The following is a 23,361-nucleotide window of genomic DNA, read 5'->3' as shown; positions in this document are numbered from 1 at the left end:
CGTTCTGTTTTGGGAACGGGGGAGGTACGGGGGATGAACATGAGGACCCGAACGGGCCGCAGAATTGGGGTAGGGGTGGCGGCAAGGGTGTTTTGTGTATCCCGGTAGCCAAAACGCCTTAGAGTGCCTGCAATCGGCCTCTGAGGCGTTTTTTGTTTTTTACGGCTTGGCAGGTGAGCGTAATTTTATAACGTAACATCACGCTAACCGTGAAAGGCTGTTCCGAATGCAACTGAAAGAAGAAACCCGGATGCTGCGCGCCCGCGCCGCCGATCTGTCGAAGAAATCCCCGATGATGATCGCTGCAAAGCCGGGCGAAGTGATCGACCTCGTGACAGACACGCTGGCCGTGCTGGAGAAAATGGCCGTGCGTGTCGATCAGCTCTCCGCGCTGCAATCGACGGGGGCCGAAGTATGACCACGAAAACCCGTTATCGCGTTTCGGCCCTTGTCGGCAATCTGGGCGCACGGTCCCATATGATCGCGGCCAACAGCCCGAAGGACGCCCGCGAGCGGTTCCGCGCGGCCTATTCCGGTCAAGAGCTTTTCGGCGTCCGCATCATGACGCCCGAAGAGGTCGAGGCGCACCAAGAACAGGTTTTGAATGCGTGGGAAGCTGACCGCGCCGCGCGCCGCGCCGGGGGTGCAGCATGAGCGACAAGCAACGGCGCGACCGTCCGTTTCCCGTCGCCCCGCAAACCGTTGTCCAGCTCAAGAAATGCGCATGCTGTAACGGGGACGTTCAAGTGCGCATCAACGTGGCCGGGAAGGCTTATTACAACTGCCAAAACTTCGACCTGAAAACCGGCGCGAGCTGCGGTTTTCAGGTGCGCTGGGGGGCGGCGAAGTCTGAGGCGATCCGGGCAGAATATCACCGCCGTGAGGGCATCGCACCCGCGCCTATGGTCGCCGCAAACACCAACGCCGCGCCAAGCGCCGCACCGTGTAGAGATACGCCCGTTAATAAGCCGGAGGCCGCGAACATCGACGCCGCCCCCGTGTCGAAACGTAAATCCGGGGGGGCTTTGGATGAATACGGCTACTGATCTCAACTTTGACGATATGCCAGAGGCCGCGAACACTGCGCCCGATCCGGCGGCGCACCTGGACAGCTTCCGCGCGCCCGACATCGACGGGGAGACCTTCGCGGATGATGATCCGATTCAGATCGGGGAGGATGGGGAGCCGCTGGCCGGTCAGATCGAGCCGGAGAAAATGAGCCGGGAAGCCTTCGCCGCCGTGTTCCGGCTATCGTTCAACATGCCGGGAATGATGCTCCCGGACTTCAAGCCGCTGGCGATAACGGACGAGAAGGAGGAACCTTTTCGGGAGGCGGCAGACGCCGCTTATGACCTGTGCGAGATGTACTTTCCGTCGATCCTGCTGAGCACCAACGACACCTTTGCCGCGATCATGCGCATGACGCCTTTCCTGATCATGCAGGCCGGGGCCGTGCGGGCGATCTTGATCGAGAAGCGCCGGGCGAAGGCGAAAACGGTTGAGGCCAAGCCGGGGACGTTCAAAAGCTCGCGTACCGCGCCGACGGAGGCCGCGAACGACCCGGAACCGCCCGCAACCATGGCGCCGACGACGGGCATGGACTGGATGGATGCGGAGAAGGCGGCATGAGCGCGTCGAGCAACGCGGGCCGGGTAGGGGTCTGGGGCGCGTCTGGCTCCGGCAAATCCGCGTTCACAAAGCGCTACGTTAAGCCGAAACGCCGTGTCGTGATCTTCGACCCGCTGGACGAGTACGGCGGGCAGTCTGTGCGCGATCTCGACGGCGTGCGCCTCGGGATGCGCAAGAGCTGGAACAAATTCCGGGTTTCTTACGTCCCGCGACCGGGTGCGGAGCCGAAAAGCCTGTCCGCTCTGTGCAAGTTGCTGATGATGGCGCAACAGCCGTTTAAGGACACAGGGCAGGGCGACCAGCTCACGCTTGTGGTCGAGGAAATGAATATGGCTTTCCCGGTGGCGGGCGGCGCGCGCAACTGCCCCGGATTTGCGGAAATCTGTTCCCGTGGGCGGCACTTCGGAATTGAGGTTGTCGGCGTCTCTCAGCGCCTCGCTGAGGTTGACACGCGGTTCCGTGGCAACTGCACCGAAACCGTGGTGTTTCGTCAGAAGGGGCCGCGCGACAAACAGGCAGCGGCGGCGGAATTGGGCGTTCGGGTCTCCGATCTTCCGGCGGAAAATCTGCACTACCTGCACGAGAAGGCGGGCAAGATCGAACGCGGCAAGATCACCTTTGGCCGGAACGCTGCGAACACCAACCGGGCACCGGCGGCGAACACCAACGCCGCGCCGAAGTCGAGAAAGCGGGCATAATGGCGGCGGGATTGTATGGACCGGCGATTCTGGAGTGGCGGCGGATGAATGAGGCCGTCACCATAAGCTGCAAGGGCTGTGGCGCGCCGAACATTCAAGGCACGCCGTGCGACTGTTGCGGGCGCGGATATAGCGAAAGCAGGATTCCGACGACAAAAAGAAAAAAGCGCAATTCATAACGCTACGCTACGGGCGTTCGCTACGTTAAGTCGAACGCCCGCAGAACACCCGTCATGCTTCCCCTGTTCTCAACCGAAAACAGGGGTTTTCTTGTGTCCAAACAGTTCGCAATGACCGTGGCCGCGTCCGTCCTCTCGGGCGTCGTGGTCTGGTATGTGACCCGCCGCGCAAGTGCCTCGCAAACCAATCAGACGGGGTTCTACGTATGAAAAAAACCGACCTTAAGCTGGTCGTCCTGACCACCGTGGGCGTCATGCTCGCGGGCTTTGCCATGGCCCAGCTTTCCGACATCGAGCTGGTGAAAACCGCTCGCAACGGCTTCAACTAATAGGGGGCCGCTGCACATGCGCACCAACAAGAAAATGCCCACGCCGCTTGGCATTGGCGCAGGTCAAACCGCATCCGTTCAGCTCCCGCTGGGTCTGACCTATCACGGCTTCAATCTCCGCATGAATGTCGATGACAACGGCACCGCCACTGACGTTCCTGTCGATGACTGGGGCCTGTATGTCGAGGAAATTCGCCTGATCGTGGACGGCGACACCAAAATTCAGATCGACGCCGACGATCTGGTGAAGCTCAACAAGTTCTACGGCATCACGATGGTGGACGGCGTTTTGCCGCTCTTCCTGTCGCGCCCGTGGATGCGCACTGCCATGGGCGAGGATCAGACCTCCTATGGCACCGCCGCTGGCATTGCGTCTTTTGCGCTCGAAATGGACATTGCCGAAGGCGTGACCGTCAACAGCCTGAGCGTCTATGCGAAGCAATCCGCCGGTACCGCATTTGGCCCGCATCTGCGCATTCAGAAGTTCGTCCACAATCAGGGCGTGATCGGTGAGGCCGAAATCGCGGACATTCCGCGCGGGGCCTACGCCATGGGCGCGCTGCACCTGACCACCGACCAGATCGGCAACGTCGAGGTGCATGTTGAAAACCGCAAGGTGTCCGACAGCGACAAGGCAATTCGCGACGCCAACGCGCGCTATGCTGGCCGTGTGCCGCAGGCGGGCATGACGCATGTGGATTTCATGCAGGAAAACCGCATTGCCGAAAGTCTGCCCATGGCGGTGAACGATTTCCGCCTCAAGTCCGATTTCAAGGTGACCGGGAATTTCACGATCTACGCGGAGTCGATCCGGGGCGCGTGATCATCGCCGCCCCTTCGGGGGCGGCTCTCTCCAACATGAAAGGGGGTTCATATGGCTCTTTCCTTCGGCTCCAACGCGCCGTCCGTCGATACCTCGCTTGTGAGCAATGGCGGTAATCTGTCCTATGGCAGCAATGCCGGAAATTTCAGCTTCACCGACTGGTTGTTCAGCACAGACAACCTGTCGTCGGGCATTCCGATTATCGGGTCTCAGTCTGAGTATCTCGACGCGGTTTCTGCCAATGGCGTGAATACGTCGCAAATTGACGGCACCTCTGGTTTCACCTCGGCACTTTCTGGCCTCGCGTCCGCCGTGCTGGCGTCCATGGGCGCTCAGAACGACACGCCGACAGTTACGCAGGTGAGTTCGAGTTCGGGCAGCGTGGCCGGGTTCGATCTCAAAACGATTGCAATCGTCGGTCTGATCGGGGCGGCGGTCTATTACGTCGCCGTCAAGTAAGGGGGACGGAATGGCAGCAGAAGCCGCAGCCGCAAGCGTTATGCCGCAACTTGGCCTTACCGCTGGTCCGTCCAATGCCACCGCGTCGAGCGGTGGCACAACAACCACTGGGGCGTTCAATTTCAACCAACCGGAGACAACGCTTTTTCAGCAGGTTCTCCCGTTCGCAATTCTTGGGGTCATGGCATGGGCGATCTGGAAAAAGTGACATTCGATCTCGGCCAATGGTCCGACGATGCTGAGCTGGACTTGCGCCGGATTGCGGACGTGACCGATCGGGATGTGATCATCTACCGCGATGCTGTCGTTTCTGGGGGAATGCAGCTCTGGGAAATCCGCGAGGGCGGGCGGCGCGTTGGGACGTTGATCTGGTCTGTGCTCACCGAAGCAGATGGGGCCACATTTGTGATCAACGCCGCGGCTGTTCGTGGTCCGACGCGGGGCGACGTTACCGGTGCGATCACGTCCTCTTTCATCGCATTTGCAAAGGCCGCAGGGGCGCGCTCTGTCCTGTGCTGGACGGAGCGACCGGGCCTTATGCACAAGCTGGAAACGCAATTCGGCGCGCGCCGAAAGTACGTCATGGAGGTGAAGATTTGAGCAGTTCGAAGAGCAGAACAGCGACGTCGCAAAGCACGTCTGACAACCGCGTTGCGGCAGATAACGGCGCTATGGGGGTTTCCGGCGGCGGTGATGTGTCCGTTCATGTCGTGGCCGATGAGGCGTTCGAAATGGGGATCGAGGCGCTGGCAGAAATGCGGGATCTGGCGATGAACGCCATGGCGTCGAGCGATGCGGCAACATCCACCATTGCGGGAGCGATGACGGCGCAGCTCGAAGCCTTGCAATCCGAAGAGGGGCAACTGTCTTCGCAAATCATCAAAATCGGCATTCCGGCGGCAGCTCTGGCCTTTGTCGCCGCGAAAATCTGGGGGAAATAACGTGGCAAATCCGACCTACGCAACGCGGTCCTATACTGTCCCGGCGGGCGGCTCTGTTCAGGTGGCGCGTGCGTCTGATTTCCTGAGCTGTCTTGAGGCGTCGCACCCGTTCAAAGTGTCCTTCGACAACCAACCGCGCACCGACTTTGAGGCGGGCCTTACCTATGACACCGAGACGGGTTTTCAACTGGTCGAGGTGATCAACACGGAAGCTGAAGAACTCACGGTCAAGCTCGGTTTCGGGCGCGGAAATATCACTGACGCGCGCCTTGTTCTGCCGGGGGCGGTGGACGTAAGCGGGTCGACTGTTTCCATCAAGAACAATTTGAAATTCATGGCGCAGCCGGTGGCGATTATTCCGCCACAAGACTGTTTTTTGGTTCTCGGATATAATCCAGTGCGTCAGGAAATCGGTATCAAAAACATCTCCGAAGATCGTCTTTGGATCATGAACACAATGTCCCTTTCTGAGAAAGGGCATGCTCTAGATCCGGGAGAAACCATTGTTCTTAACGCAACAAGCGCGATCTATGCATACAACTCCTCTGCAACTGCGGGGAACTTGTCGGTGTGGTTCATCGTCGCTGAGTAGGAGCGTCTGCAATGAGCTATATTTCAAATCCGCCGGTAAAGCCGGAGGAATTTTCTCTTGGGTGGGGGCAATTGCTTCTTGATATGTCGTCTCAACGCTCGGCCAATACCGTTTATCAAAATGCTTCAGGGCGACCGATCGCGGCCTACCTTGTCATTTCGACAGGATCGCGGCGCTATGCCGAAATCTCGCAAAACGGCGTTGACTGGGTGAGGGTAAGCACCTTCCCGACAGGATATGAACACGCGCAATTTTTTATCGTCGCTGACGGGTGGTTCTATCGGGTCAATGGGTCAGGCACGGTCTCGGAATGGGCTGAAATGAGGGTCTAAAGGAATGCGGAATGGTTTTTATCACGAACAAATCGGATATTTCGAGGCAGTCGGCGCGGGTAGCGAAAAAGCGAAAAACGGGGCCGTAAAAGTCCCCCTGCGCCCGTCCGCAGATCACCACTGGCAAGGCGGAGAATGGGTTTACATCGCACCGCCGCCGCCGCCGCCCGCTGATCTGAAACCGGCGCGCTTTGCGTGGCTACTGGCTTTCACGGGCCTTGGCGACGTGTGGGACGCTATGGAGGCCGCGACCAAGGACACCGACCGGGCGACCTACGCGGCGCTTGTGGCGCGCCGTGCGTCCCGGTTCTTCACACTTGCGGACACGCTGGCCGCTGTGACGCTTTTTGCGCCTATGGCCGCACAAGTGGCCCCGGAGGTCGATCTGTCCGAAGCCGCGATCCGCGCGGCATGGGCGCAAGCTGAAACCGCCGAAATCTGAAAGGGGCAAACATGGGTGATTTTATGGGGGCCTTGGTCGTCGGCGGCGCGCTTGCGGGTGGGGCCTATTTGATCGAGCAACGCAAGCGCCAGACCCAAGAGGTCTATGAGGTGATTCCGGCCAGCACGAAGACAGACACCGGCAGCTCCACCAAAGATGCGATTGTGAACTGGGGGATTTCCACGCTCTTCGGCGCGCTCACCGGGTCGAACACATCGGGGGCAGGGACGACGGCAGGGGCGTCCAGCGGTTCCACCAGCTCCGGCGGCGTATCTGACTGGCTGTCCTCGCTTCTGGGCGGCGGTAGCAGCTCCGGCGGCTCTGGCAGCGTGAGCGTGTCGGATCGGGCCATTCTGGACCTGATCGGGCGCGCTGAGGCTCCGGGCGGTTACGATACCGTCTATTACGGCTCCAAACTCCAGCCGCCGCGCCCGATCACGACCATGACCGTGGCAGAGGTTCAAGACTGGCAAGCGCGCTCTGTGGCCGCTGGCAGCGCATCGAGCGCGGCGGGCCGTTATCAGATCATCAAGGACACGCTACGCCGCCTTGTGTCGCGTGGTGTTGTGTCGAGCGGTGAGCTGTTCAATGCGAACGCACAGGACCGTTGCGGCTTGGCGCTGATGAACGACGCGGGCTATGCGCGCTACAAATCCGGCGCGATCACCGCCGGAGCCTTCGCGCAAGAGCTGTCCCGCATCTGGGCCGGTCTTCCTGCCTTCACCTATGACCGGAAGGGCCGCAAAGCGACCGGGCAGAGCTATTACGCCGGTGACGGGCTCAATGCCGCCACCGTGTCCCAGTCGCAGGTTCTTGCCGCTCTCGGGGCCTCTGGTGCGGGGGTGTATGCGTAATGCCGTTGATCATCTGGGGAGCTTTGGGCGTGGCCGGTCTCTACGGGGCCGGATGGGCCGCAAAAGAAGGCGGTGACGCGATGGATAGCACCGCCAACGTGCTGAAATGGGCCAGCGTGGCCGGGGGGCTTTATCTGGCTTACTCGGTCGCGAAATCGTCGGGGGCGATCAAGTGACGTTCGACATCGCAAACGCCCTTGATCTGGGCCAATTCGCGGTGCTGGCCGCGATCTTCTACCGCCTTGGCGGTCTCACCAAAGCGCATGACGATTTCGCCGCGCGCCTTGGCAAACTCGAAAACGCTTAAAAGGGGGAAAATCATATGCTTACGGCGTTTCTTACACGCAAAGTCTTGGCCGCGATCATTGGCGCGCTCATGACCTCGCTCGCAACCTTCCTTGCAGCTCACGGCATCGACGTGGGCGCGGAGACAATCGAACTCTGGCAAGAGGCGCTTATCGCCGTGGCCGGGATCGGTCTTTCGGTCTATGGCGGCACGGAAGGCCGCGCATCCGCCGAAATTGTTGAATAACAGCGGGTTACATTGGTGCGTTAGAGCGTCTTGCGAGGGGATCGCACGGCGCTTTTCTTATTTCAGAAAAATAATAGCTTGAATGAAATAAGGTTATTTCATAAGTCTGGGTCAGTCGAAAACTGGCGTATGAGGCAATATCCGATAATTGGTATTATGTATATTGTTTATCAAGTATGAGATTGAAGTTATGACTATAAACCTCTGTAATTACCTCAAAAACTCGGAGGCGTTGCCGCACTCACAACTTCGCAAGGCTCAGGCCCCACCTGTCGAAACCGATGCGGCGTGCGGCTTTCGAAATAATACGCATCGCCCGGTCCAAGGATTTTGCGCTGCTCGCCAACCGTCACCTCGACGCGGCCTGAGATCACGATGCCGGCTTCTTCGCCTTCGTGGCCGTACATCACGCGCCCCGTATCCGCGCCGATCTCATAGCGCTCCTTGAGCATCATCATCGCGCGCCCGAACAGTGATTGTCCGACCTGTTTGAGCGAGACCTTGCCTTTGCCGATCTCGGTGAGCTCCTCGGCGGCGTAAAAGATCTGTTGCTCGGCCACCGGCTCGATGGCGAAAAACTCCGACAGGCCGATGGGCACACCGGCGAGGATCTTGTGCAGCGCGCCGACGGATGGGTTCATCTTGCCGCTTTCAATCAGGGAAATGGTCGAATTCGGCACGCCGACTTTCGTGGCCAAACTGCGCTGCGACAGACCGGCGCGTTCGCGCACGACACGCAGCCGGTGACCGAGGGCCAGATCGTCGGAAGTGTTGTGGGTGTTCATTATAAGCCAAACAGTAGTGAGTTATGACCATAATACAATGAGTTACGAAAATAAAGAAACAGACTTTTTGAAAATAATAAAACCCCTAATCTCAGGGCCAAGACACAGAACATCGCGCCAAATCAGGTGCCCTGAAAGGACAGATCATGTTGAAATCGACTGCAAATACCGAAATCGAAGCCCGTCGCAAGGCGGCTCTGGCCCGCGGCGTGGGTGTGCTCACCGACCATTATGCGGTCAAGGCCGAGAATGCCGAAATTTGGGACGAAGACGGCAATCGCCTGATCGACTTCGCCTCCGGCATCGCCGTGCTCAACACCGGCCACCGCCACCCGAAGGTCATCGCCGCCGTCGAAAAACAGCTCGCGTCCTTTACGCACACCTGCCACCAAGTCGTGCCTTATGAGAACTACGTCCGCCTTGCCGAGCGTCTGAATGCGCTGGCTCCGGGCGATTTCGACAAGAAATCCCTCTTTGTCACGACCGGAGCTGAAGCTCTTGAAAACGCTGTTAAAATCGCCCGCGCCGCAACCGGTCGCTCGGCGGTGATCACCTTCAATGGCGGTTTCCATGGTCGGACCTTCATGACCATGTCGATGACCGGCAAGGTGGTGCCGTACAAGGTCGGTTTCGGCCCGATGGCCGCCGACGTGTTCCACGCGCCCTACCCCAATGCGCTCCACGGCATCTCCGTCGACGACACGTTCGACGCGATCAAGCACCTGTTCAAAGCCGATGTCGACCCGAACCGTGTCGCTGCCATCGTGTTCGAACCGGTGCAAGGCGAAGGCGGGTTCAACCCGGCACCCGCCGAGTTTGTCGAACGCCTGCGCTCGCTCTGCGACGAATACGGCATCGTGATGGTCGCCGACGAGGTGCAGACCGGTTTCGCCCGCACCGGCACCGTCTTTGCGATGGACGCCTACAGCGTTGCGCCCGATCTGATCACCATGGCGAAAAGCCTCGGCGGCGGTTTCCCGATCTCTGCGGTCGTCGGCAAGGCCGAGATCATGGACGCGGCGGGTCCGGGCGGCCTTGGCGGCACCTATGGCGGCAACCCGCTGGCAATTGCGGCGGCGAATGCGGTGCTCGACGTGATCGAAGAAGAAAAGCTCTGCGACCGCGCCAATATGCTTGGCGACACGCTCAAGGCCCGTCTTGAAGCGCTGAAATCCGATGTGCCGGAGATCGTCGAAGTGCGTGGGCCCGGTTTCATGGTCGCGGCCGAATTCTGCCACGCCGACGGCACCCCTGCCCCGGAACTGGCGAATGCGATCCGTGTCGAGGCGCTCAATCGTGGCCTGCTTCTGCTGACCTGCGGCGTCTATGGCAACGTGATCCGCTTCCTCGCGCCGATCACCATTCAAGACGATGTGTTTGCAGAAGCGCTCGATATCCTCGAAAACGCTGCCAAAGCGGCAAAAGGACTCTGAGATGCGTGAGCTGAACGACAAAACCCTGCTGGAAACCCGCGCCTATGTGAATGGCGTCTGGGTCGAAGGCAAAAAAACCTTCCCGGTGGAGAACCCCTCCACCGGCGAGGTGATCGCCCATGTCACCGACCTGTCGGCGGAAGATGTCGCCATGGCGATCGATGCCGCCTATGCGGCGAAAAAGGCTTGGGCCGCAACGAGCGTCAAGGAACGCTCCGCGATCCTGCGCAGACTGTTCGATCTCATGGTCGAGAATGCCGACGATCTGGCGACGATCCTCACCGCCGAGATGGGCAAGCCCTGGGCCGAAGCCCGCGGCGAGATCCTTTACGGCGCCTCCTATGTCGAATGGTTCGCCGAAGAGACCAAGCGCATTTACGGCGACATGATCCCCGGTCCGCAAAACGACAAACGTATGGTGATCGTCAAGCAACCGGTGGGCGTGGTCGGCTCCATTACGCCGTGGAACTTCCCGAATGCCATGCTGGCGCGCAAGATGGCGCCGGCACTGGCCGCAGGCTGCACCATGGTGGCGCGGCCCTCCGAGTTCACGCCGCTCTCCGCGCTGTCCCTCGCCGTTCTGGCAGAGCGCGCAGGCGTGCCCGGGGGTGTGTTCAACGTGCTGACGGGGCTCGACGCCGCAGGCATGGGTCAGGAGATGTGCGCCAACGAGAAAGTGGCGAAAATCACCTTCACCGGCTCGACGCGCGTGGGGAAAATCCTGCTCGCTCAAGGCGCTGGCACGGTCAAGAAAATGTCCATGGAACTGGGCGGCAATGCGCCTTTTGTGGTGTTCGACGATGCCGATGTGGATGCGGCGGTCGAGGGCTGCATGATTGCGAAATTCCGCAACAACGGCCAGACCTGTGTTTGTGCCAACCGCATCTATGTTCAGTCCGGCATCTACGATGAATTCGCCGCGAAACTGGCGAAAGCCTTGGAAAGCCTGACGCTTGGTGACGGCTTTGCCGAGGGGGTCAACACCGGCCCGCTGATCAACGCGGCGGCAGTTGCGAAGGTCGAAAGCCATATTGCCGATGCGGTCGAGAAAGGCGCGGAAGTGGTCACTGGCGGCAATCGCTCGAACCTCGGCCAGACCTTCTTCGAGCCGACGCTTCTCAAAGGTGTGACGCAGGAGATGCAGGTTGCCCGCGAGGAAACCTTTGGTCCCTTGGCGCCGCTGGTGAAATTCGAGACCGAAGACGAGGCGCTGGCCTATGCCAATGCGACCGAATTCGGGCTGGCCTCCTATTTCTACACCTCTGACCTGAACCGCGCCTGGCGTGTGGGCGAGGCGCTGGAAAGCGGCATGGTCGGCATCAACACCGGCGCGATTTCCACCGAAATGGCCCCGTTCGGCGGCGTCAAACAGTCCGGTATGGGCCGCGAAGGCTCGAAATACGGCATGGACGATTATCTCGAGATCAAAAACCTCTGCTTCGGCGGGTTGAACTGATCCGGTCGGGGCGGCCTCTTGCCGCCCCAACACATTTTGAGGGAGGATATCATGACCGCGAGCCACGGCTTTCTCGCCGACGTCACCAATATGTTCAACGATGCGGCCAAAATCATGTCGCTCGAAGAAGGGCTGGCGGAGAAAATCTCTGTCTGCAACACCACTCTGACGACCCGCTTTGGCGTGCGGCTGCGGGGCAAGATGCATACGTTCGAGGGCTGGCGCTCCGTTCATTCCAATCACCCCAGCCCGGCCAAGGGGGGCATTCGCTATGCGCCCTATGCCAATCTCGAAGAGGTCGAGGCGCTCGCAGCCCTCATGTCCTACAAATGCGCGCTGATGGACCTCCCCTTCGGCGGCTCCAAGGGCGCGTTGAAGATCGACCCTTCCGAATGGGCCCCACATGAGCTCGAGCGCATCACTCGCCGATTTGCTCGGGAACTGGCGCGGCACGATTTCCTCAGCCCCTCGCAAAACGTCCCGGCCCCGGATGTCGGCACCAATGAAAAGACCATGATCTGGATTGCCGACGAGTATCGGCAGATGAAATCCAGTGATATCAACGCCAATGCCTGTGTCACTGGCAAACCGATTGCCATGGGCGGCATCGAGGGCCGCATCGAGGCCACCGGGCGTGGCGTGCAATACGCCATCCAGGTGTTTTTCCAGACCCCCGAGGACATCGCGAAAACCGGCCTGCCCGACCGGCTCGAAGGCCGCACGGTGGTCATTCAGGGCCTCGGCAATGTCGGCTATCACGCGGCGAAATTCCTGAGCGAGGAAGATGGCTGCAAGATCGTCGCGGTGGTCGAGCGCGACGGCTCCGTGCGCAATCCAGACGGCATCGACATCGAGGCGCTGCATGCGCATATGGTGGAAACCGGTGGCGTGAGCGGTTTTGCGGGTGGTGAATACGACAGCGGATCGGCCTTGAGCGATGCCTGCGATATTCTCATTCCGGCGGCGCTTGAAAGCGCGATCCACGACGGAAATGCCCATGAAATCAAAGCGAAAATGATCGTCGAGGCCGCCAACGGTCCGATCACCTATGCCGCCAATACGCTCCTGCGCGAGCGCGGCGTGGTGATCGTCCCCGATCTCTACGCCAACGCGGGTGGTGTGACCGTGAGCTATTTCGAATGGGTCAAGAACCTGACCCATATTCCCTTTGGCCTGATGGAGCGGCGCCGCGACGAACAGGGCAACCGTATGCTCGCACGTCAGATCGAGAGCATGACCGGCCACCAATTCCCGGAGGGAGCCGAGACCTTCCTCGACGGCGCCCGCGAGATTGATCTGGTACGTTCAGGCCTCGATGACAAGATGCGGTCCGCCTATGGCGAAATGTCCCGGCTCTGGAACAGCTCCGACGACATTCCCGACCTGCGCACCGCCGCCTATATCATCGCCGTGCGCCGTTTGGCCGATATCTACAAGGCCTTGGGGATCGGCGGCTGAAATTCAGCCCGCCGATCGCGCGAGCATCCCGAACAGGTCGCGGGGATCGTCCGGGTCGGCGAGCATGTCGAGATTTTCCGCAAAATCCGTGTCTTGCACGAGGTGTCTCACGTAACGCAGCGCCGAGAAATCCTCCGTCGCAAAGCCCACGCTGTCGAACAGCGTGAGCTGCGCCGCGTCGCGCCGCCCTGTCACTTCGCCGCGCATCACCTGCCAGAGCTCGGTCACCGGGTGATCGGGGCCAAGCTGCTGGATCTCCCCCTCGATCCGGGTTTGCTCCGGGTATTCCACGAAAATCTCGGCGCGCCGGAGAATATCCGGGTGCAACTCCGTCTTCCCCGGACAGTCGCCGCCGATGGCGTTGATATGCTGGCCGCGCCCGACCATGTTGTCGGTCAGGATCGTGGCATATTGTTTGTCAGCGGTACAGGTGGTGATCACCTCTGCGCCGATCACTGCCTCCTGTGCGCTGGAACAGCATGTAATTTCAAAGCCTTGCGATTCGAGGTTGCGTTTTGCCTTGGCCGTGGCCGCCGGGTCGATGTCGTAGAGGCGCAGCCGGTTGATGCCACATATGGCGCGGAAGGCCATGGCCTGAAACTCGCATTGCGCCCCGTTGCCGATCATCGCCATGACCTCGGCCCCCTTTGGCGCGAGATATCTGCCGACAAGCGCCGATGTGGCCGCCGTGCGCAGCGCTGTCAAAACCGTCATTTCCGTGAGCAATACCGGATAGCCCGTTGAAACCTCAGACAAAACGCCGAAGGCCGTCACGGTCTGATGGCCGGTTTTGGTGTTTTTCGGATGGCCGTTGACATATTTGAATCCGTAAAGCCGATCATCCGCCGTCGGCATCAGTTCGATTACGCCTCCTGGCACATGGGACGCCACGCGCGGGGTTTTGTCGAACTCGGGCCAGCGTTTGAAATCCTCTTCGATATAGGTCGCGAGATCGGTGAGAAATCTTTCAATTCCAATGTGATGCACGAGGCGCATCATGTTGGCGACGGAGACGAAAGGCACATAGGCGAGTTCAGAGGGGGCGAGCATATTCATCCAAAACTCCGGGTCATACGGTCGAGAACGCGGCGACCGAACAGGCTGGCCGTCAAATCGCAGAGCAGTTTCGCCGTGCGCCCGCGCTCATCGAGAAAGGGGTTCAACTCCACCAGATCGAGCGAGCCCACGAGGCCGCTGTCGCACAGCGTTTCCATGATCAGATGCGCCTCGCGAAAGGTCGCGCCGCCCGGCACTGTGGTGCCCACGGCAGGCGCGATCCCCGGGTCGAGAAAATCGACGTCAAAGCTCACATGCAAACGGCCATTCGCGGCCCGGACACGGTCGAGAAACGCGCGAAGCGGCACCAGAACCCCGGTCTCGTCAATCGCGCGCATATCCTGCACATCCATCTCAAACCTTTGAATGCGCTCATGTTCCGCCGGATCGACGGAGCGAATGCCGATGAAACACATATGCTCGGGCGCCACCGCATGGGTCAGCCTCGGATAGGATTCGCAGCCCGCTTGCCCGGTGAAATAGGCCACCGGTGTGCCGTGCAAATTGCCGCTCTCAGTCGTATCGAGCGTGTGCAAATCCGGGTGGGCATCGAGCCAGAGCACAAACAGCGGGCGGCCCTCCTCAGCCGCGCGGCGCGCCACGCCCGGCACGGTTCCGGCGGACATGGAATGATCGCCGCCCATGAAGATCGGCAGATCGCTGTCGCGCGCGGCGGCATAGGCGGCGGGCTCAAGCGCCTCGATCCAGGCGCGCGTCTCAGAGAGGTTGTGCACCGCAGGGTTGGCATGGGGCGCGATCTCCTGCGCTGCGATCTGGATGTCGCCGCGATCTTCGACCGACCAGCCAAGTGCCTTGAGCGTCTCGGGAAGCCCGGCGGTTCGCAGGCTGGCGGGGCCCATCAGGCAGCCGCGTTGCGAGGCGCCGGTTTCAACCGGAACGCCGAAGAGGACGGTGGATTTCATCATCTGCGGAAGACCTTTGTGAGGATGTGCGTTTTCCGTAGTATGCGCCGGTTCGGCGAAAATTGTGACTTATAATTTGACCATTTTGGATTTAGTTTTTATCAAAATGGTCAATTGAGAAATCAAAATGAACAACCCTGCCCTGACAGACAGCGACCGTGCGATCCTGAGCGCTCTGCGGCGCAATGCCAGACTGTCGATCACCGAACTGGCGCAGGACACGGGCCTGTCACGCAGCACCGCGCGCACGCGGCTCGATGCTCTGGTGGCGAACGGCCACATCCGACGGTTCACCATCGAGACCGATGTGGATGTCGAGGGCGAGGTGCGGGCAATTACCCTTGTTGCGCTTCAGGGCAAGATGTCACGTCAGGTGATCCGTACCCTGACCCGCATTCCCGGTGTCTCCACGGTCTTCGCCACCAATGGCGCCTGGGATCTTGTCGTCGATATTCGGACCGACAGTCTGGTGAATTTCGACCGAATTCTGCGTGAAATCCGTGAAATTCCCGGTGTGGTGAATTCGGAAAGCTGCCTTTTGCTGGCCCATGTCGTGGGGTGACGCACAGGAATGGTGCTTCAATGTGCGGAAACAGCGCATAGAGTTGACCTCGGGGGATGTCTTGCACGGTTTGAGATTTCTACCTAATTTCGCCTCATGGGGGACACGAGCATTCACAATCAGGTCCAGAAGATCCTCTACGCGACCACGGTCCAGGAGGTCTGGGACCCCTTGCTGAGACGACTGAAAACGGTCGGCTTTCATCATGTGCTCTACGGTTTCACGCGGTTTCATACCGATTCCGGGTTCGGTGACGACAACGACCACCTCTTCCTGACGAATTTCGGCCCGGACTACATGAAGGGCTATTTCCTTGAGGGCCGGTATCGCCACGGCCCGATGGTCCGTTGGGCGGTGGAGAATTCAGGGTGTTGTTCCTGGGACTGGATCGGCGCGAACCATGCCAGCTTTACCGAGAAAGAGCGTGAGGTGGTGGCCTTCAATCAGGCCTCCGGCGTCACCGCTGGCTATACCATCGCCTTCCCGCATTCGCTCAAACGGGCCAAGGGTGCGATTGGCATGTCGTTGGAGCCGTTCAACGGCACACAGGCCGAAGCAGATGAAATCTGGGGGGTGCATGGCGAGGACATTGAGATCCTGTGCGGCATTGCACATCTGAAGCTGATCAGCATGCCGCTGCCGAAACGCATGCTGACCAAGCGCCAGCGCGAGGTGCTGGAATGGATCAGCGATGGCAAAACAGTCGCCGATACGGCCCAGATTCTGGGCCTGAACAAGGCTACGGTGGAGAAACACCTGCGACTCGCCCGTGAGGCTCTGGGGGTGGAAACCACGGCACAGGCGGTGCTAAAGGCTTCATTACACAACCAAATTTTTACCTTCTGACCCCCGCCGCCAGGCCGTCCACGGATATAATCAACCAAAAGGTATGGAATTGCGTACTTTTGTTCTGGTTGAGAGAGGAACAAAATGAGATTGTTCCGGCTTTCGAGGCTTGGCCTTTGGGACGGGGGGTACGGGATCGCCAGGGTCATTCGGCTTACCGATGCTTCTATGAAGGGCCGCGGGTTTATACTCAACCGTGCGGTCCTTTTTGTTTGTGTGAGTTTTGCGGGGTCCCTCATCCAAGGTTTTTGTCCCGCATAGGGTGGCTCTTTTTGAGCCACCCTTTTCTTTTGCCTCGACTCTTCTGCCTCGCCATCGACGCGTCAGCCGAACCGCCGCATGTCACCATGAGCCATGAAAAAGGCCGCCTCCCGAAGGAGACGGCCCGAAACGCTCGTCCGAAGAGGACGGATCAGCCCTGCATCACTTTCGCGACTTCAGCGGCAAAATCTTCTTCGGCTTTCTCGATGCCTTCGCCAACTTCGAGACGCACGAAACCGGTGATCTCGGCACCAGCCTCTTTCGCGGCTTTCTCGACGGTGAGGTCCGGGTTCACCACGAAGGCCTGACCAAGGAGGGTCGACTCGGCGATGAATTTCGCCATACGGCCCTTGATCATGTTCTCGATGATGGCTTCCGGTTTGCCGGACTCACGAGCGATCTCGATCTGGATCTGACGCTCTTTTTCCACCACAGCCGGGTCGAGATCGGCTTCGCCGAGGCCCTGCGGGTTGGCGGCGGCAATGTGCATCGCAACCTGTTTGCCAAAGGCTTCGTTGCCGCCTTTGAGACCGACGAGCACACCGATTTTGCCCATGCCGTCAGCCGCCGCGTTGTGCACATAGGTCACAACGGTTTCGGCTTCGAGCTTGGCCATGCGGCGCAGACCCATGTTCTCGCCGATTTTGGCGATCTTGTCGGTGATCAGTTCGGAGACCGGCTTGCCGTTCACGTCGGCGGAGACCAGCTCTTCGACATTCGCAACGCCCAGAGCGGCGGTGGCGATGTCTTTCACCATGGTTTGGAATTCAGCGTTTTTCGCAACGAAGTCGGTCTCGGAGTTCACCTCGACGGCGACGCCCACACCGCCGTTCACGGCGACGGCCACGAGGCCCTCGGCTGCGGTACGACCGGATTTCTTCGCGGCTTTCGCCAGACCTTTGGTGCGCAGCCAGTCAACGGCGGCTTCCATGTCGCCATCGGTTTCGACCAGCGCTTTTTTCGCGTCCATCATGCCTGCGCCGGTGGATTCGCGCAGTTCTTTGACCTGAGCAGCAGTGATTGCCATGTCGGCTCTCCTCGAATTCTGGGATATGCTTGCGGGGGCGGGATTACCCTGCCCCCGTATCAATTTTGTAACGACCGGACCGACAAACCGGCCCGGAGGCGAAGATTACTCTTCGACGGCCTCGGCCACGGCTTCTTCAACCGGCAGCTCTTCGAAAGCGCCCATGTCGACACCGGCGGCGTCCATCTGAGCGGTCATGCCGTCAAGCGCAGCGCGAGCCACGAGGTCGGTGTAGAGCGCGATGGCGCGAGCGGCGTCGTCGTTGCCCGGGATGATGTAATCCACACCGGCCGGCGAGCAGTTGGAGTCGACAACGGCCACAACCGGGATGCCCAGTTTCTTGGCTTCGAGGATCGCGAGATCTTCTTTTTTCACGTCGATGATGAAGAGCAGGTCCGGAAGACCGCCCATTTCACGGATGCCGCCGAGGGACGCTTGCAGTTTGGCCTGGTCACGTTCCATGTTCAGGCGCTCTTTCTTGGTGAGGCCTTCGGCGCCCGAGGAGAGCGTCTCGTCGATGGCAGCCAGACGCTGGATCGATTGGGACACGGTTTTCCAGTTGGTGAGCGTGCCGCCCAGCCAGCGGTGGTTCATGTAGTATTGCGCACATTTCTCTGCGGCTTCGGCAACCGGGCCAGCGGCCTGGCGTTTGGTGCCGACGAAGAGAATGCGGCCACCTTTGGCGGCGGTGTCACGCACGGCCTGCAGAGCCTGGTCCAGCATCGGGACGGTCTGGGTCAGGTCGAAGATGTGAATGCCGTTACGCTCACCGTAGATGAACTCCGCCATACGCGGGTTCCAACGCTGAGTTTGGTGACCATAGTGGACGCCAGCTTCCAAGAGCTGACGCATGGAGAAATCGGGAAGCGCCATGTTCGTTCCTTTCCGGTTTAACGCCTTGGCGGAGGTTTCGAAGCATCTGCTCCAACCGGTGGACCGTTCAGGGATGTCTCCCCCGAGGGCCCGCCTCCGCCTGTGAAGTGCTCGCGCATATAGAGGGGAATTCGGGCATTGGCAACCCCTGCCCCGGTTTTGAGTATTTTGTCAGCAAAGGAGACAGGGGGTGGCGCCCGGACGACATGCCGTCTCTTGCCATTCGGTCAAAATCCGGCGCAAGTGGGAGCATGGACAAAACACATGACATTCTTTGTATCGGCTCGGTGCTCTGGGACGTGATCGGGCGAACGGATCGTTCGATGCGCGTCGGATCGGACGTGCCGGGGCGCATTGTGCGTGTGCCGGGCGGTGTGGCGATGAATATCGCCATGGCTCTGGCGCGCTTCGGAATGAAGCCCGATCTGTTGACCGCCATCGGGCGCGACCCGGCGGGGACGGAGTTGATCGAGGCCGCGAAGGTGCGCGGCATCGGCACGGAGCACGTCTATCTTTCCGAGGATCTGCCGACCGACAGTTACATGGCGGTCGAGGGGGCCAACGGGCTGATTGCGGCGATCGCGGATGCGCATTCGCTGGAACGCGCGGGCGACAAGATCCTGCGGCCTCTGGCCGACGGGCGGCTTGGCACGGTGAACGCGCCCTATACCGGGCCTGTGGCGCTCGATGGCAACCTGACCACGCAGCTCTTGCGCGAGATTGCCGCCTCGCCGTTGTTCGCCAAAGCGGATCTGCGGGTCGCTCCCGCCTCGCCGGGCAAGGCGGAGCGGCTCTTGCCGCTTCTGGATCACCCGCGCGCAACGCTTTATGTCAATCTCGAAGAGGCCGGGCTTTTGGCCCAGACCGTGTTTGAGAGCTCCGCCGAGGCCGCCCAAGCATTGCTCGCCCGTGGTGCGCATCGGGTCCTGGTGACCAATGGCGGCAAGGGCGCTTCGATTGCCCATGATGGCGATGTCCTGACCCAAACCCCGCCCGAAGTTCTGGTCGCGCGCGTGACCGGTGCGGGCGACACTTTCATGGCGGCGCATATCGCGGCGGAAATGCGCGGGGTCGATGCGACCGGTGCGCTGACCGCCGCGCTTGAGGCCGCTGCCCTTTACGTTTCCGGAGATACCCCCCTATGACCCTTCCCATGATGTACGCCCCCGAAGTCGCCGAGGCTCTGGAGGAGGGCCGCCCCGTGGTGGCGCTCGAATCCACGATCATCACCCATGGCATGCCCTACCCGCAGAATGTCGAGACCGCGCGCATGGTCGAGGATGACATCCGGGCGGCGGGTGCTACGCCTGCGACCATTGCCGTGCTCGATGGCGTGCTGCACATCGGCCTGACCGACACGCAATTGACCGCGCTTGGGCAGGCCACCGGCGTGATGAAAGTCTCGCGCGCCGATCTGCCGGTGTGTATCGCGCGCGGTGCGACGGGCGCGACCACCGTCGCCGCGACGATGATCGGGGCTGAGCTCGCCGGGATCAAGGTGTTCGCCACCGGCGGCATCGGCGGTGTGCATCGCGGCGCGGAAGAGACATTCGACATCTCCGCCGATCTTCTGGAACTGGGCGAAACCGCAGTGACCGTGGTGGCGGCGGGTCCGAAGGCCATTCTCGACATCCCGAAGACGCTCGAAGTGCTGGAGACCCATGGCGTTCCGGTCATCGCCTATGGTCAGGACGAAATTCCTGCCTTCTGGTCGCGCGCCTCCGGGCTTCAGGCCCCACTGCGTATGGATACGGCTACCGAGATCGCCCGCGCCATGGACATGCGCGCAGCCATGGGCGTGAAAGGCGGACAGCTTGTCGCCAATCCGATCCCTGAGGCGGATGAGATTCCGCGTGCGGTGATCATGCCTTTCGTCGAAACCGCGCTGAAAGAGGCCGAAGAAAAAGGCATCCACGCCAAGGAGGTCACGCCCTTCCTGTTGCAGCGGATTTTCGAACTGACCGAGGGGGCGTCTCTCACCGCCAATATTGCGCTGGTGCGCAACAACGCCCGGCTCGCGGCCGAGATCGCCAAAGCGCTCTGCGCATAAGAGCGCTGTGCAAATAAACGCCAGAACGGCAACGGAACCGACGATCTGAAAAATAAACCTGTAAGCGGCCCGAAACCTTTGGGCCGCTTACTTGTCTCTTAACCCGTGCACGCATAAGTTCAGCGCAAACAGGGCATGTCGCCCGAAAGCACAGGTTTCGCACCCCCCATGACCAACCCGTTCGAAGAAGAAACCCACCCGCCAAAGCCGCGCCGTCCGGGGCTTTTTGCACATTTGCGTGCGGCCTTCCTGACCGGGCTCGTGGTGGTCGCCCCCATCGGGCTGACCGCCTATGTGATCTGGACCGTGATCGGCTGGGTCGACGGCTGGGTGCTGACCTTCGTTCCCTCCGGCTATCACCCGGATGCTCTGATCAACCGGTTCCTCGGCTATACCGACCCGGCGGATCAGATCCATATCAACCTGCGCGGCGCGGGCGTGATCATTTTCCTGATCTTCACCGTGGTCGTCGGCTGGATCGCCAAGGGGCTCGTCGGGCGCTCGCTCATCCGCTGGGCCGAAAGCCTCGTCGACCGCACACCCATCGTGCGGTCGATCTACAATGGGGTGAAACAGATCGCCGAGACGATCTTTTCGCAATCCGAAACCTCCTTCGATCAGGCGTGCCTCGTCGAATACCCGCGGCGGGGCATCTGGGCGATCGGCTTTGTCTCGACCAATGCCAAGGGCGAAGTGGCCCGGCGCACGCCGCAGGATGAGAAATACCTCTCCGTCTTCGTGCCGACGACGCCCAACCCGACCTCGGGATTTCTGCTGTTCTTCCCGGAGCATGATGTGGTCAAGCTCGAGATGACGGTGGAAGATGCGGCGAAACTTGTGATCTCGGCGGGGCTGGTTTACCCGAACCCGAAGGACCCGACGCAGCCTCTGAAACCCGACACGTTGCCAGCCGCACAACCGGAGTAAGACGACAGACAAAGCCGCCCAATTGGGCGGCTTTGTCTTATGAAAACATTGCCTTCAGATCAACGCTCGCCCGCGTGCCCAGATCGTCGAAATGCGCAGAGAGAAACTGGTCGCAGGCCGCCCTGCCCGCCTCTTTCATCCGGGACAGCAGTAAGGGCGAAGGCACGAGTTTGGTGCGTGCCGAAAGGTCCTGCATCAGATCGTCATCGGCGATCATATGGATCAGCACATCCTTCATCGCCCCCGCAGGCAAACGTTTGTCCGCGATCAGCTCGCGCACGAATTGCACTGACCGCAACTCGCGCAGCATCGAGGAATTGAACGAAATCTCGTTGATCCGGTTCTGGATCTCCTCCGGCGTCTTCGGCGTGCCGGGTCGTTCCATCGGGTTGATGTTGACGATCACCACGTCTTGCGGAAATTCCGGCTCGAACAGCGGGAACAGCGCCGGGTTGCCGGTATAGCCGCCGTCCCAATAGGGATCGGTCACGCCCGTCACCGGGTCCTTGATCTCCACCGCCTGAAACAGTTCCGGCAGGCAGGCTGAGGCCAGAATGACATCGGTGGTCACTTCGGCCCCAGAGAACACGCGGATTTTCCCGGTCCGCACATTGGTCGTCGAAATGAACAACGCCGGACCTTCCTCCGAGCCGGTATGGGGGCAGACCAGATCCTCGACCACATCGCTCAACGGGTTTTCATAGAAAGCGCCGTAAACATAGGGGCTTGTGAAGGTTGCAATGGAATCGAGAAAGGCAAAGGGCACGCTCACTTGCATCATGCGGGTGACCATCTCGGTCGTTGGCCCGAATTGCGACATCCAGGCGTTGAGCCGCATGTCGGAGAGCGCGCCCATCTGTTCCCAGAGACCGTCGAGCGCCTGTTTCGCCCCCTCGCGCCCATCGCGCACCAGCCCGGATTTCAGCGCCGCGCCATTGAGCGCGCCCGCCGAGGTGCCGGAGATCGCGGCAATCTCGATCTCCTCATGCTCCAACAGCCGGTCCAGCACGCCCCAGGTGAAGGCGCCATGCGCGCCGCCGCCCTGAAGCGCGAGGTTGATCCGTTTGATTGAGCTCTTCGTCTTCCGTTTCGCCATCAGAGTGCGGTCCAGCCCCCGTCGACGGAAATCGTCGTGCCGGTGATCTGGGCCGCCGCGTCCGAGCAGAGGAACACCGCCGTGCCGCCGATCTGCTCGACCGTGGCGAATTGTTTCGAAGGCTGACGCTCAAGGATCACCTTCTCGATCGCCTCCTGTTCCGTCATGCCGTATTTCTTCGCCGTATCGGGGATTTGTGCGTCGACCAGAGGCGTGTGCACGTAACCGGGACAGATCGCATTGGCGGTGATCGCCTCTTTCGCCGTCTCCAGCGCCACCACCTTGGTCATGCCGACGACACCGTGTTTGGCGCTGACATAGGCGGATTTGAACGGCGAGGCGGTCAAGCCATGCGCCGAGGCGATATTGACCACCCGGCCCCAGCCCGCCTTGCGCATCAACGGCAAAGCGGCGGCGGTGGTGTGAAAGGCCGAGTTCATGTTGATCGCGATGATCGCATCCCATTTCTCGATGGGGAATTCGTCGATCGGCGCCACGTGCTGAATGCCTGCGTTGTTCACGAGGATGTCGCAGGTGCCCGCCTGCTCGATCAGCGCGCGACAGTCTGCGCCCTTCGACATATCCGCCTTGATATAACGGGCCTTGACGCCGAATTCCTTACCGATGGACTCGGCCAGCGCGTGATCCTCGTCGCGGTCGGTGAAGGAATTGAGCACCACATCGGCCCCTGCCTTTGCCAGTTCGCGTGCGACCCCAAGCCCGATCCCCGAATTCGATCCGGTGATCACGGCGGTTTTGGATTTCAATGACATCTCAATCTCCTCTGACACTTCCTCA

Annotated in this window: 33 protein-coding genes; 26 read left to right on the top strand and 7 right to left on the bottom strand. The window is 60.5% G+C overall.

Annotation, left to right across the window (positions count from 1 at the left end; all coding sequences use genetic code 11):
• The first annotated feature begins 226 nt into the window (after positions 1-226).
• From V1475_RS14050 to V1475_RS13965, 18 genes are all read left to right on the top strand, one after another.
• Positions 227-418 carry a hypothetical protein gene (locus tag V1475_RS14050; RefSeq protein WP_479413248.1) on the top strand — a complete coding sequence of 64 codons (192 nt, stop codon included), beginning with the start codon at positions 227-229 and terminating at the stop codon, positions 416-418.
• A complete protein-coding gene (locus V1475_RS14045; RefSeq protein WP_479413247.1) occupies positions 415-654 on the top strand; it encodes a hypothetical protein in 240 nt (79 codons plus the stop codon). The genes V1475_RS14050 and V1475_RS14045 overlap by 4 nt, the downstream gene beginning before the upstream one ends.
• Positions 651-1,046: a hypothetical protein gene (locus tag V1475_RS14040; protein ID WP_479413246.1), complete on the top strand. Its 396-nt coding sequence runs from the start codon at positions 651-653 to the stop codon at positions 1,044-1,046. The genes V1475_RS14045 and V1475_RS14040 overlap by 4 nt, the downstream gene beginning before the upstream one ends.
• A complete protein-coding gene (locus tag V1475_RS14035; protein ID WP_479413245.1) occupies positions 1,030-1,629 on the top strand; it encodes a hypothetical protein in 600 nt (199 codons plus the stop codon). Before V1475_RS14040 ends, V1475_RS14035 begins: the two co-directional genes overlap by 17 nt.
• Positions 1,626-2,327 (top strand): hypothetical protein, encoded by a 702-nt coding sequence (locus V1475_RS14030; protein ID WP_479413244.1) that lies wholly within the window; start codon positions 1,626-1,628, stop codon positions 2,325-2,327. Before V1475_RS14035 ends, V1475_RS14030 begins: the two co-directional genes overlap by 4 nt.
• 385 nt (positions 2,328-2,712) lie before the next feature.
• Entirely contained in the window at positions 2,713-2,835 is a 123-nt protein-coding gene (locus V1475_RS14025; RefSeq protein ID WP_479413243.1) for a hypothetical protein, read from the top strand.
• Between the two features lie 16 nt (positions 2,836-2,851).
• Positions 2,852-3,658, top strand: coding sequence for a major capsid protein P2 (locus V1475_RS14020; RefSeq protein ID WP_479413242.1), 807 nt, complete (start codon positions 2,852-2,854; stop codon positions 3,656-3,658).
• A gap of 51 nt (positions 3,659-3,709) precedes the next feature.
• Positions 3,710-4,117: a hypothetical protein gene (locus tag V1475_RS14015; protein ID WP_479413241.1), complete on the top strand. Its 408-nt coding sequence runs from the start codon at positions 3,710-3,712 to the stop codon at positions 4,115-4,117.
• 10 nt (positions 4,118-4,127) lie between these two features.
• Positions 4,128-4,325, top strand: coding sequence for a hypothetical protein (locus tag V1475_RS14010; protein WP_479413240.1), 198 nt, complete (start codon positions 4,128-4,130; stop codon positions 4,323-4,325).
• Positions 4,304-4,717 carry a hypothetical protein gene (locus tag V1475_RS14005; protein WP_479413239.1) on the top strand — a complete coding sequence of 138 codons (414 nt, stop codon included), beginning with the start codon at positions 4,304-4,306 and terminating at the stop codon, positions 4,715-4,717. The genes V1475_RS14010 and V1475_RS14005 overlap by 22 nt, the downstream gene beginning before the upstream one ends.
• Entirely contained in the window at positions 4,714-5,058 is a 345-nt protein-coding gene (locus V1475_RS14000) for a hypothetical protein (protein ID WP_479413238.1), read from the top strand. Before V1475_RS14005 ends, V1475_RS14000 begins: the two co-directional genes overlap by 4 nt.
• A 1-nt stretch (position 5,059) precedes the next feature.
• Complete coding sequence (locus V1475_RS13995) at positions 5,060-5,650, top strand: hypothetical protein (protein WP_479413237.1); 591 nt, start codon at positions 5,060-5,062, stop codon at positions 5,648-5,650.
• Positions 5,651-5,661: 11 nt separating this feature from the next.
• On the top strand, positions 5,662-5,982 hold the full coding sequence (locus V1475_RS13990; RefSeq protein WP_479413236.1) for a hypothetical protein: 321 nt from the start codon (positions 5,662-5,664) through the stop codon (positions 5,980-5,982).
• A gap of 4 nt (positions 5,983-5,986) precedes the next feature.
• A complete protein-coding gene (locus V1475_RS13985; protein ID WP_479413235.1) occupies positions 5,987-6,424 on the top strand; it encodes a hypothetical protein in 438 nt (145 codons plus the stop codon).
• Between the two features lie 11 nt (positions 6,425-6,435).
• The gene (locus V1475_RS13980) at positions 6,436-7,278 is read left to right on the top strand and encodes a hypothetical protein (RefSeq protein ID WP_479413234.1); all 843 of its coding nucleotides are present in this window, start codon (positions 6,436-6,438) and stop codon (positions 7,276-7,278) included.
• A complete protein-coding gene (locus V1475_RS13975; RefSeq protein WP_479413233.1) occupies positions 7,278-7,454 on the top strand; it encodes a hypothetical protein in 177 nt (58 codons plus the stop codon). Before V1475_RS13980 ends, V1475_RS13975 begins: the two co-directional genes overlap by 1 nt.
• Positions 7,451-7,585: a hypothetical protein gene (locus V1475_RS13970; RefSeq protein ID WP_479413232.1), complete on the top strand. Its 135-nt coding sequence runs from the start codon at positions 7,451-7,453 to the stop codon at positions 7,583-7,585. The genes V1475_RS13975 and V1475_RS13970 overlap by 4 nt, the downstream gene beginning before the upstream one ends.
• A 15-nt stretch (positions 7,586-7,600) precedes the next feature.
• Positions 7,601-7,810: a hypothetical protein gene (locus V1475_RS13965; protein ID WP_479413231.1), complete on the top strand. Its 210-nt coding sequence runs from the start codon at positions 7,601-7,603 to the stop codon at positions 7,808-7,810.
• A 215-nt stretch (positions 7,811-8,025) separates the two neighbouring features.
• On the opposite strand, the gene V1475_RS13960 is transcribed toward V1475_RS13965, so the two are convergent.
• Entirely contained in the window at positions 8,026-8,595 is a 570-nt protein-coding gene (locus V1475_RS13960; protein WP_434287221.1) for a cupin domain-containing protein, read from the bottom strand.
• A gap of 146 nt (positions 8,596-8,741) precedes the next feature.
• Between V1475_RS13960 and V1475_RS13955 the strand changes: the two genes are divergently transcribed.
• The 3 genes from V1475_RS13955 to V1475_RS13945 are packed head-to-tail and all read left to right on the top strand — an operon-like array spanning position 8,742 to position 12,942.
• Positions 8,742-10,028, top strand: a complete 1,287-nt coding sequence (locus V1475_RS13955; protein ID WP_479413230.1) for a 4-aminobutyrate--2-oxoglutarate transaminase — start codon at positions 8,742-8,744, stop codon at positions 10,026-10,028.
• A gap of 1 nt (position 10,029) precedes the next feature.
• Positions 10,030-11,484 (top strand): NAD-dependent succinate-semialdehyde dehydrogenase, encoded by a 1,455-nt coding sequence (locus V1475_RS13950; protein WP_479413229.1) that lies wholly within the window; start codon positions 10,030-10,032, stop codon positions 11,482-11,484.
• Positions 11,485-11,535: 51 nt separating this feature from the next.
• Positions 11,536-12,942 carry a Glu/Leu/Phe/Val family dehydrogenase gene (locus V1475_RS13945; RefSeq protein ID WP_479413228.1) on the top strand — a complete coding sequence of 469 codons (1,407 nt, stop codon included), beginning with the start codon at positions 11,536-11,538 and terminating at the stop codon, positions 12,940-12,942.
• A 3-nt stretch (positions 12,943-12,945) separates the two neighbouring features.
• Here V1475_RS13945 and V1475_RS13940 read toward each other — a convergent pair whose 3' ends face one another.
• Both V1475_RS13940 and rocF read right to left on the bottom strand, forming a co-directional pair.
• Positions 12,946-13,992: an ornithine cyclodeaminase gene (locus V1475_RS13940; protein ID WP_479413986.1), complete on the bottom strand. Its 1,047-nt coding sequence runs from the start codon at positions 13,990-13,992 to the stop codon at positions 12,946-12,948.
• A 2-nt stretch (positions 13,993-13,994) separates the two neighbouring features.
• Positions 13,995-14,921 carry an arginase gene (gene rocF / locus V1475_RS13935; RefSeq protein ID WP_479413985.1) on the bottom strand — a complete coding sequence of 309 codons (927 nt, stop codon included), beginning with the start codon at positions 14,919-14,921 and terminating at the stop codon, positions 13,995-13,997.
• A gap of 127 nt (positions 14,922-15,048) precedes the next feature.
• Between rocF and V1475_RS13930 the strand changes: the two genes are divergently transcribed.
• The gene (locus V1475_RS13930; RefSeq protein WP_479413227.1) at positions 15,049-15,483 is read left to right on the top strand and encodes an Lrp/AsnC family transcriptional regulator; all 435 of its coding nucleotides are present in this window, start codon (positions 15,049-15,051) and stop codon (positions 15,481-15,483) included.
• 96 nt (positions 15,484-15,579) lie between these two features.
• Entirely contained in the window at positions 15,580-16,329 is a 750-nt protein-coding gene (locus V1475_RS13925; protein WP_066709863.1) for a helix-turn-helix transcriptional regulator, read from the top strand.
• Between the two features lie 412 nt (positions 16,330-16,741).
• Here the strand turns inward: V1475_RS13925 and tsf are convergent, their stop codons facing one another.
• Together tsf and rpsB are read right to left on the bottom strand one after the other, a co-directional pair.
• Complete coding sequence (gene tsf / locus V1475_RS13920) at positions 16,742-17,617, bottom strand: translation elongation factor Ts (protein ID WP_434287228.1); 876 nt, start codon at positions 17,615-17,617, stop codon at positions 16,742-16,744.
• Between the two features lie 105 nt (positions 17,618-17,722).
• Positions 17,723-18,490, bottom strand: a complete 768-nt coding sequence (rpsB, locus tag V1475_RS13915) for a 30S ribosomal protein S2 (RefSeq protein WP_434287230.1) — start codon at positions 18,488-18,490, stop codon at positions 17,723-17,725.
• Positions 18,491-18,741: 251 nt separating this feature from the next.
• On the opposite strand from rpsB, the gene V1475_RS13910 reads away from it, so the two are divergent.
• The 3 genes from V1475_RS13910 to V1475_RS13900 all read left to right on the top strand — a co-directional run bounded on the left by V1475_RS13910 (position 18,742) and on the right by V1475_RS13900 (position 21,467).
• A complete protein-coding gene (locus V1475_RS13910) occupies positions 18,742-19,635 on the top strand; it encodes a PfkB family carbohydrate kinase (protein WP_479413226.1) in 894 nt (297 codons plus the stop codon).
• The gene (locus tag V1475_RS13905) at positions 19,632-20,540 is read left to right on the top strand and encodes a pseudouridine-5'-phosphate glycosidase (protein ID WP_479413225.1); all 909 of its coding nucleotides are present in this window, start codon (positions 19,632-19,634) and stop codon (positions 20,538-20,540) included. Before V1475_RS13910 ends, V1475_RS13905 begins: the two co-directional genes overlap by 4 nt.
• Before the next feature lie 168 nt (positions 20,541-20,708).
• Positions 20,709-21,467, top strand: a complete 759-nt coding sequence (locus V1475_RS13900) for a DUF502 domain-containing protein (RefSeq protein ID WP_479413224.1) — start codon at positions 20,709-20,711, stop codon at positions 21,465-21,467.
• A gap of 37 nt (positions 21,468-21,504) precedes the next feature.
• On the opposite strand, the gene V1475_RS13895 is transcribed toward V1475_RS13900, so the two are convergent.
• Both V1475_RS13895 and V1475_RS13890 read right to left on the bottom strand, forming a co-directional pair.
• The gene (locus V1475_RS13895; protein ID WP_479413223.1) at positions 21,505-22,563 is read right to left on the bottom strand and encodes a patatin-like phospholipase family protein; all 1,059 of its coding nucleotides are present in this window, start codon (positions 22,561-22,563) and stop codon (positions 21,505-21,507) included.
• Positions 22,563-23,336, bottom strand: a complete 774-nt coding sequence (locus V1475_RS13890) for a 3-hydroxybutyrate dehydrogenase (RefSeq protein WP_479413222.1) — start codon at positions 23,334-23,336, stop codon at positions 22,563-22,565. The genes V1475_RS13895 and V1475_RS13890 overlap by 1 nt, the downstream gene beginning before the upstream one ends.
• Between the last annotated feature and the right edge of the window lie 25 nt (positions 23,337-23,361).

It is taken from the genome of Celeribacter sp. SCSIO 80838, from assembly GCF_056498065.1.
Note: the sequence above shows the minus strand (reverse complement) of the source record. Positions and strands in the feature narration are given on the sequence as shown.

Bases quoted from the DNA above. Each gene is read 5' to 3' on its own strand.
- V1475_RS14050 (WP_479413248.1), top strand. From the start codon at position 227: ATGCAACTGAAAGAAGAAACCCGGATGCTGCGCGCCCGCGCCGCCGAT.
- V1475_RS14045 (WP_479413247.1), top strand. From the start codon at position 415: ATGACCACGAAAACCCGTTATCGCGTTTCGGCCCTTGTCGGCAATCTG.
- V1475_RS14040 (WP_479413246.1), top strand. From the start codon at position 651: ATGAGCGACAAGCAACGGCGCGACCGTCCGTTTCCCGTCGCCCCGCAA.
- V1475_RS14035 (WP_479413245.1), top strand. From the start codon at position 1,030: ATGAATACGGCTACTGATCTCAACTTTGACGATATGCCAGAGGCCGCG.
- V1475_RS14030 (WP_479413244.1), top strand. From the start codon at position 1,626: ATGAGCGCGTCGAGCAACGCGGGCCGGGTAGGGGTCTGGGGCGCGTCT.
- V1475_RS14025 (WP_479413243.1), top strand. From the start codon at position 2,713: ATGAAAAAAACCGACCTTAAGCTGGTCGTCCTGACCACCGTGGGCGTC.
- V1475_RS14020 (WP_479413242.1), top strand. From the start codon at position 2,852: ATGCGCACCAACAAGAAAATGCCCACGCCGCTTGGCATTGGCGCAGGT.
- V1475_RS14015 (WP_479413241.1), top strand. From the start codon at position 3,710: ATGGCTCTTTCCTTCGGCTCCAACGCGCCGTCCGTCGATACCTCGCTT.
- V1475_RS14010 (WP_479413240.1), top strand. From the start codon at position 4,128: ATGGCAGCAGAAGCCGCAGCCGCAAGCGTTATGCCGCAACTTGGCCTT.
- V1475_RS14005 (WP_479413239.1), top strand. From the start codon at position 4,304: ATGGGCGATCTGGAAAAAGTGACATTCGATCTCGGCCAATGGTCCGAC.
- V1475_RS13990 (WP_479413236.1), top strand. From the start codon at position 5,662: ATGAGCTATATTTCAAATCCGCCGGTAAAGCCGGAGGAATTTTCTCTT.
- V1475_RS13985 (WP_479413235.1), top strand. From the start codon at position 5,987: ATGCGGAATGGTTTTTATCACGAACAAATCGGATATTTCGAGGCAGTC.
- V1475_RS13980 (WP_479413234.1), top strand. From the start codon at position 6,436: ATGGGTGATTTTATGGGGGCCTTGGTCGTCGGCGGCGCGCTTGCGGGT.
- V1475_RS13975 (WP_479413233.1), top strand. From the start codon at position 7,278: ATGCCGTTGATCATCTGGGGAGCTTTGGGCGTGGCCGGTCTCTACGGG.
- V1475_RS13965 (WP_479413231.1), top strand. From the start codon at position 7,601: ATGCTTACGGCGTTTCTTACACGCAAAGTCTTGGCCGCGATCATTGGC.
- V1475_RS13960 (WP_434287221.1), bottom strand. From the start codon at position 8,595: ATGAACACCCACAACACTTCCGACGATCTGGCCCTCGGTCACCGGCTG.
- V1475_RS13955 (WP_479413230.1), top strand. From the start codon at position 8,742: ATGTTGAAATCGACTGCAAATACCGAAATCGAAGCCCGTCGCAAGGCG.
- V1475_RS13950 (WP_479413229.1), top strand. From the start codon at position 10,030: ATGCGTGAGCTGAACGACAAAACCCTGCTGGAAACCCGCGCCTATGTG.
- V1475_RS13945 (WP_479413228.1), top strand. From the start codon at position 11,536: ATGACCGCGAGCCACGGCTTTCTCGCCGACGTCACCAATATGTTCAAC.
- V1475_RS13940 (WP_479413986.1), bottom strand. From the start codon at position 13,992: ATGCTCGCCCCCTCTGAACTCGCCTATGTGCCTTTCGTCTCCGTCGCC.
- rocF (WP_479413985.1), bottom strand. From the start codon at position 14,921: ATGAAATCCACCGTCCTCTTCGGCGTTCCGGTTGAAACCGGCGCCTCG.
- V1475_RS13930 (WP_479413227.1), top strand. From the start codon at position 15,049: ATGAACAACCCTGCCCTGACAGACAGCGACCGTGCGATCCTGAGCGCT.
- V1475_RS13925 (WP_066709863.1), top strand. From the start codon at position 15,580: ATGGGGGACACGAGCATTCACAATCAGGTCCAGAAGATCCTCTACGCG.
- tsf (WP_434287228.1), bottom strand. From the start codon at position 17,617: ATGGCAATCACTGCTGCTCAGGTCAAAGAACTGCGCGAATCCACCGGC.
- rpsB (WP_434287230.1), bottom strand. From the start codon at position 18,490: ATGGCGCTTCCCGATTTCTCCATGCGTCAGCTCTTGGAAGCTGGCGTC.
- V1475_RS13910 (WP_479413226.1), top strand. From the start codon at position 18,742: ATGGACAAAACACATGACATTCTTTGTATCGGCTCGGTGCTCTGGGAC.
- V1475_RS13905 (WP_479413225.1), top strand. From the start codon at position 19,632: ATGACCCTTCCCATGATGTACGCCCCCGAAGTCGCCGAGGCTCTGGAG.
- V1475_RS13900 (WP_479413224.1), top strand. From the start codon at position 20,709: ATGACCAACCCGTTCGAAGAAGAAACCCACCCGCCAAAGCCGCGCCGT.
- V1475_RS13895 (WP_479413223.1), bottom strand. From the start codon at position 22,563: ATGGCGAAACGGAAGACGAAGAGCTCAATCAAACGGATCAACCTCGCG.
- V1475_RS13890 (WP_479413222.1), bottom strand. From the start codon at position 23,336: ATGTCATTGAAATCCAAAACCGCCGTGATCACCGGATCGAATTCGGGG.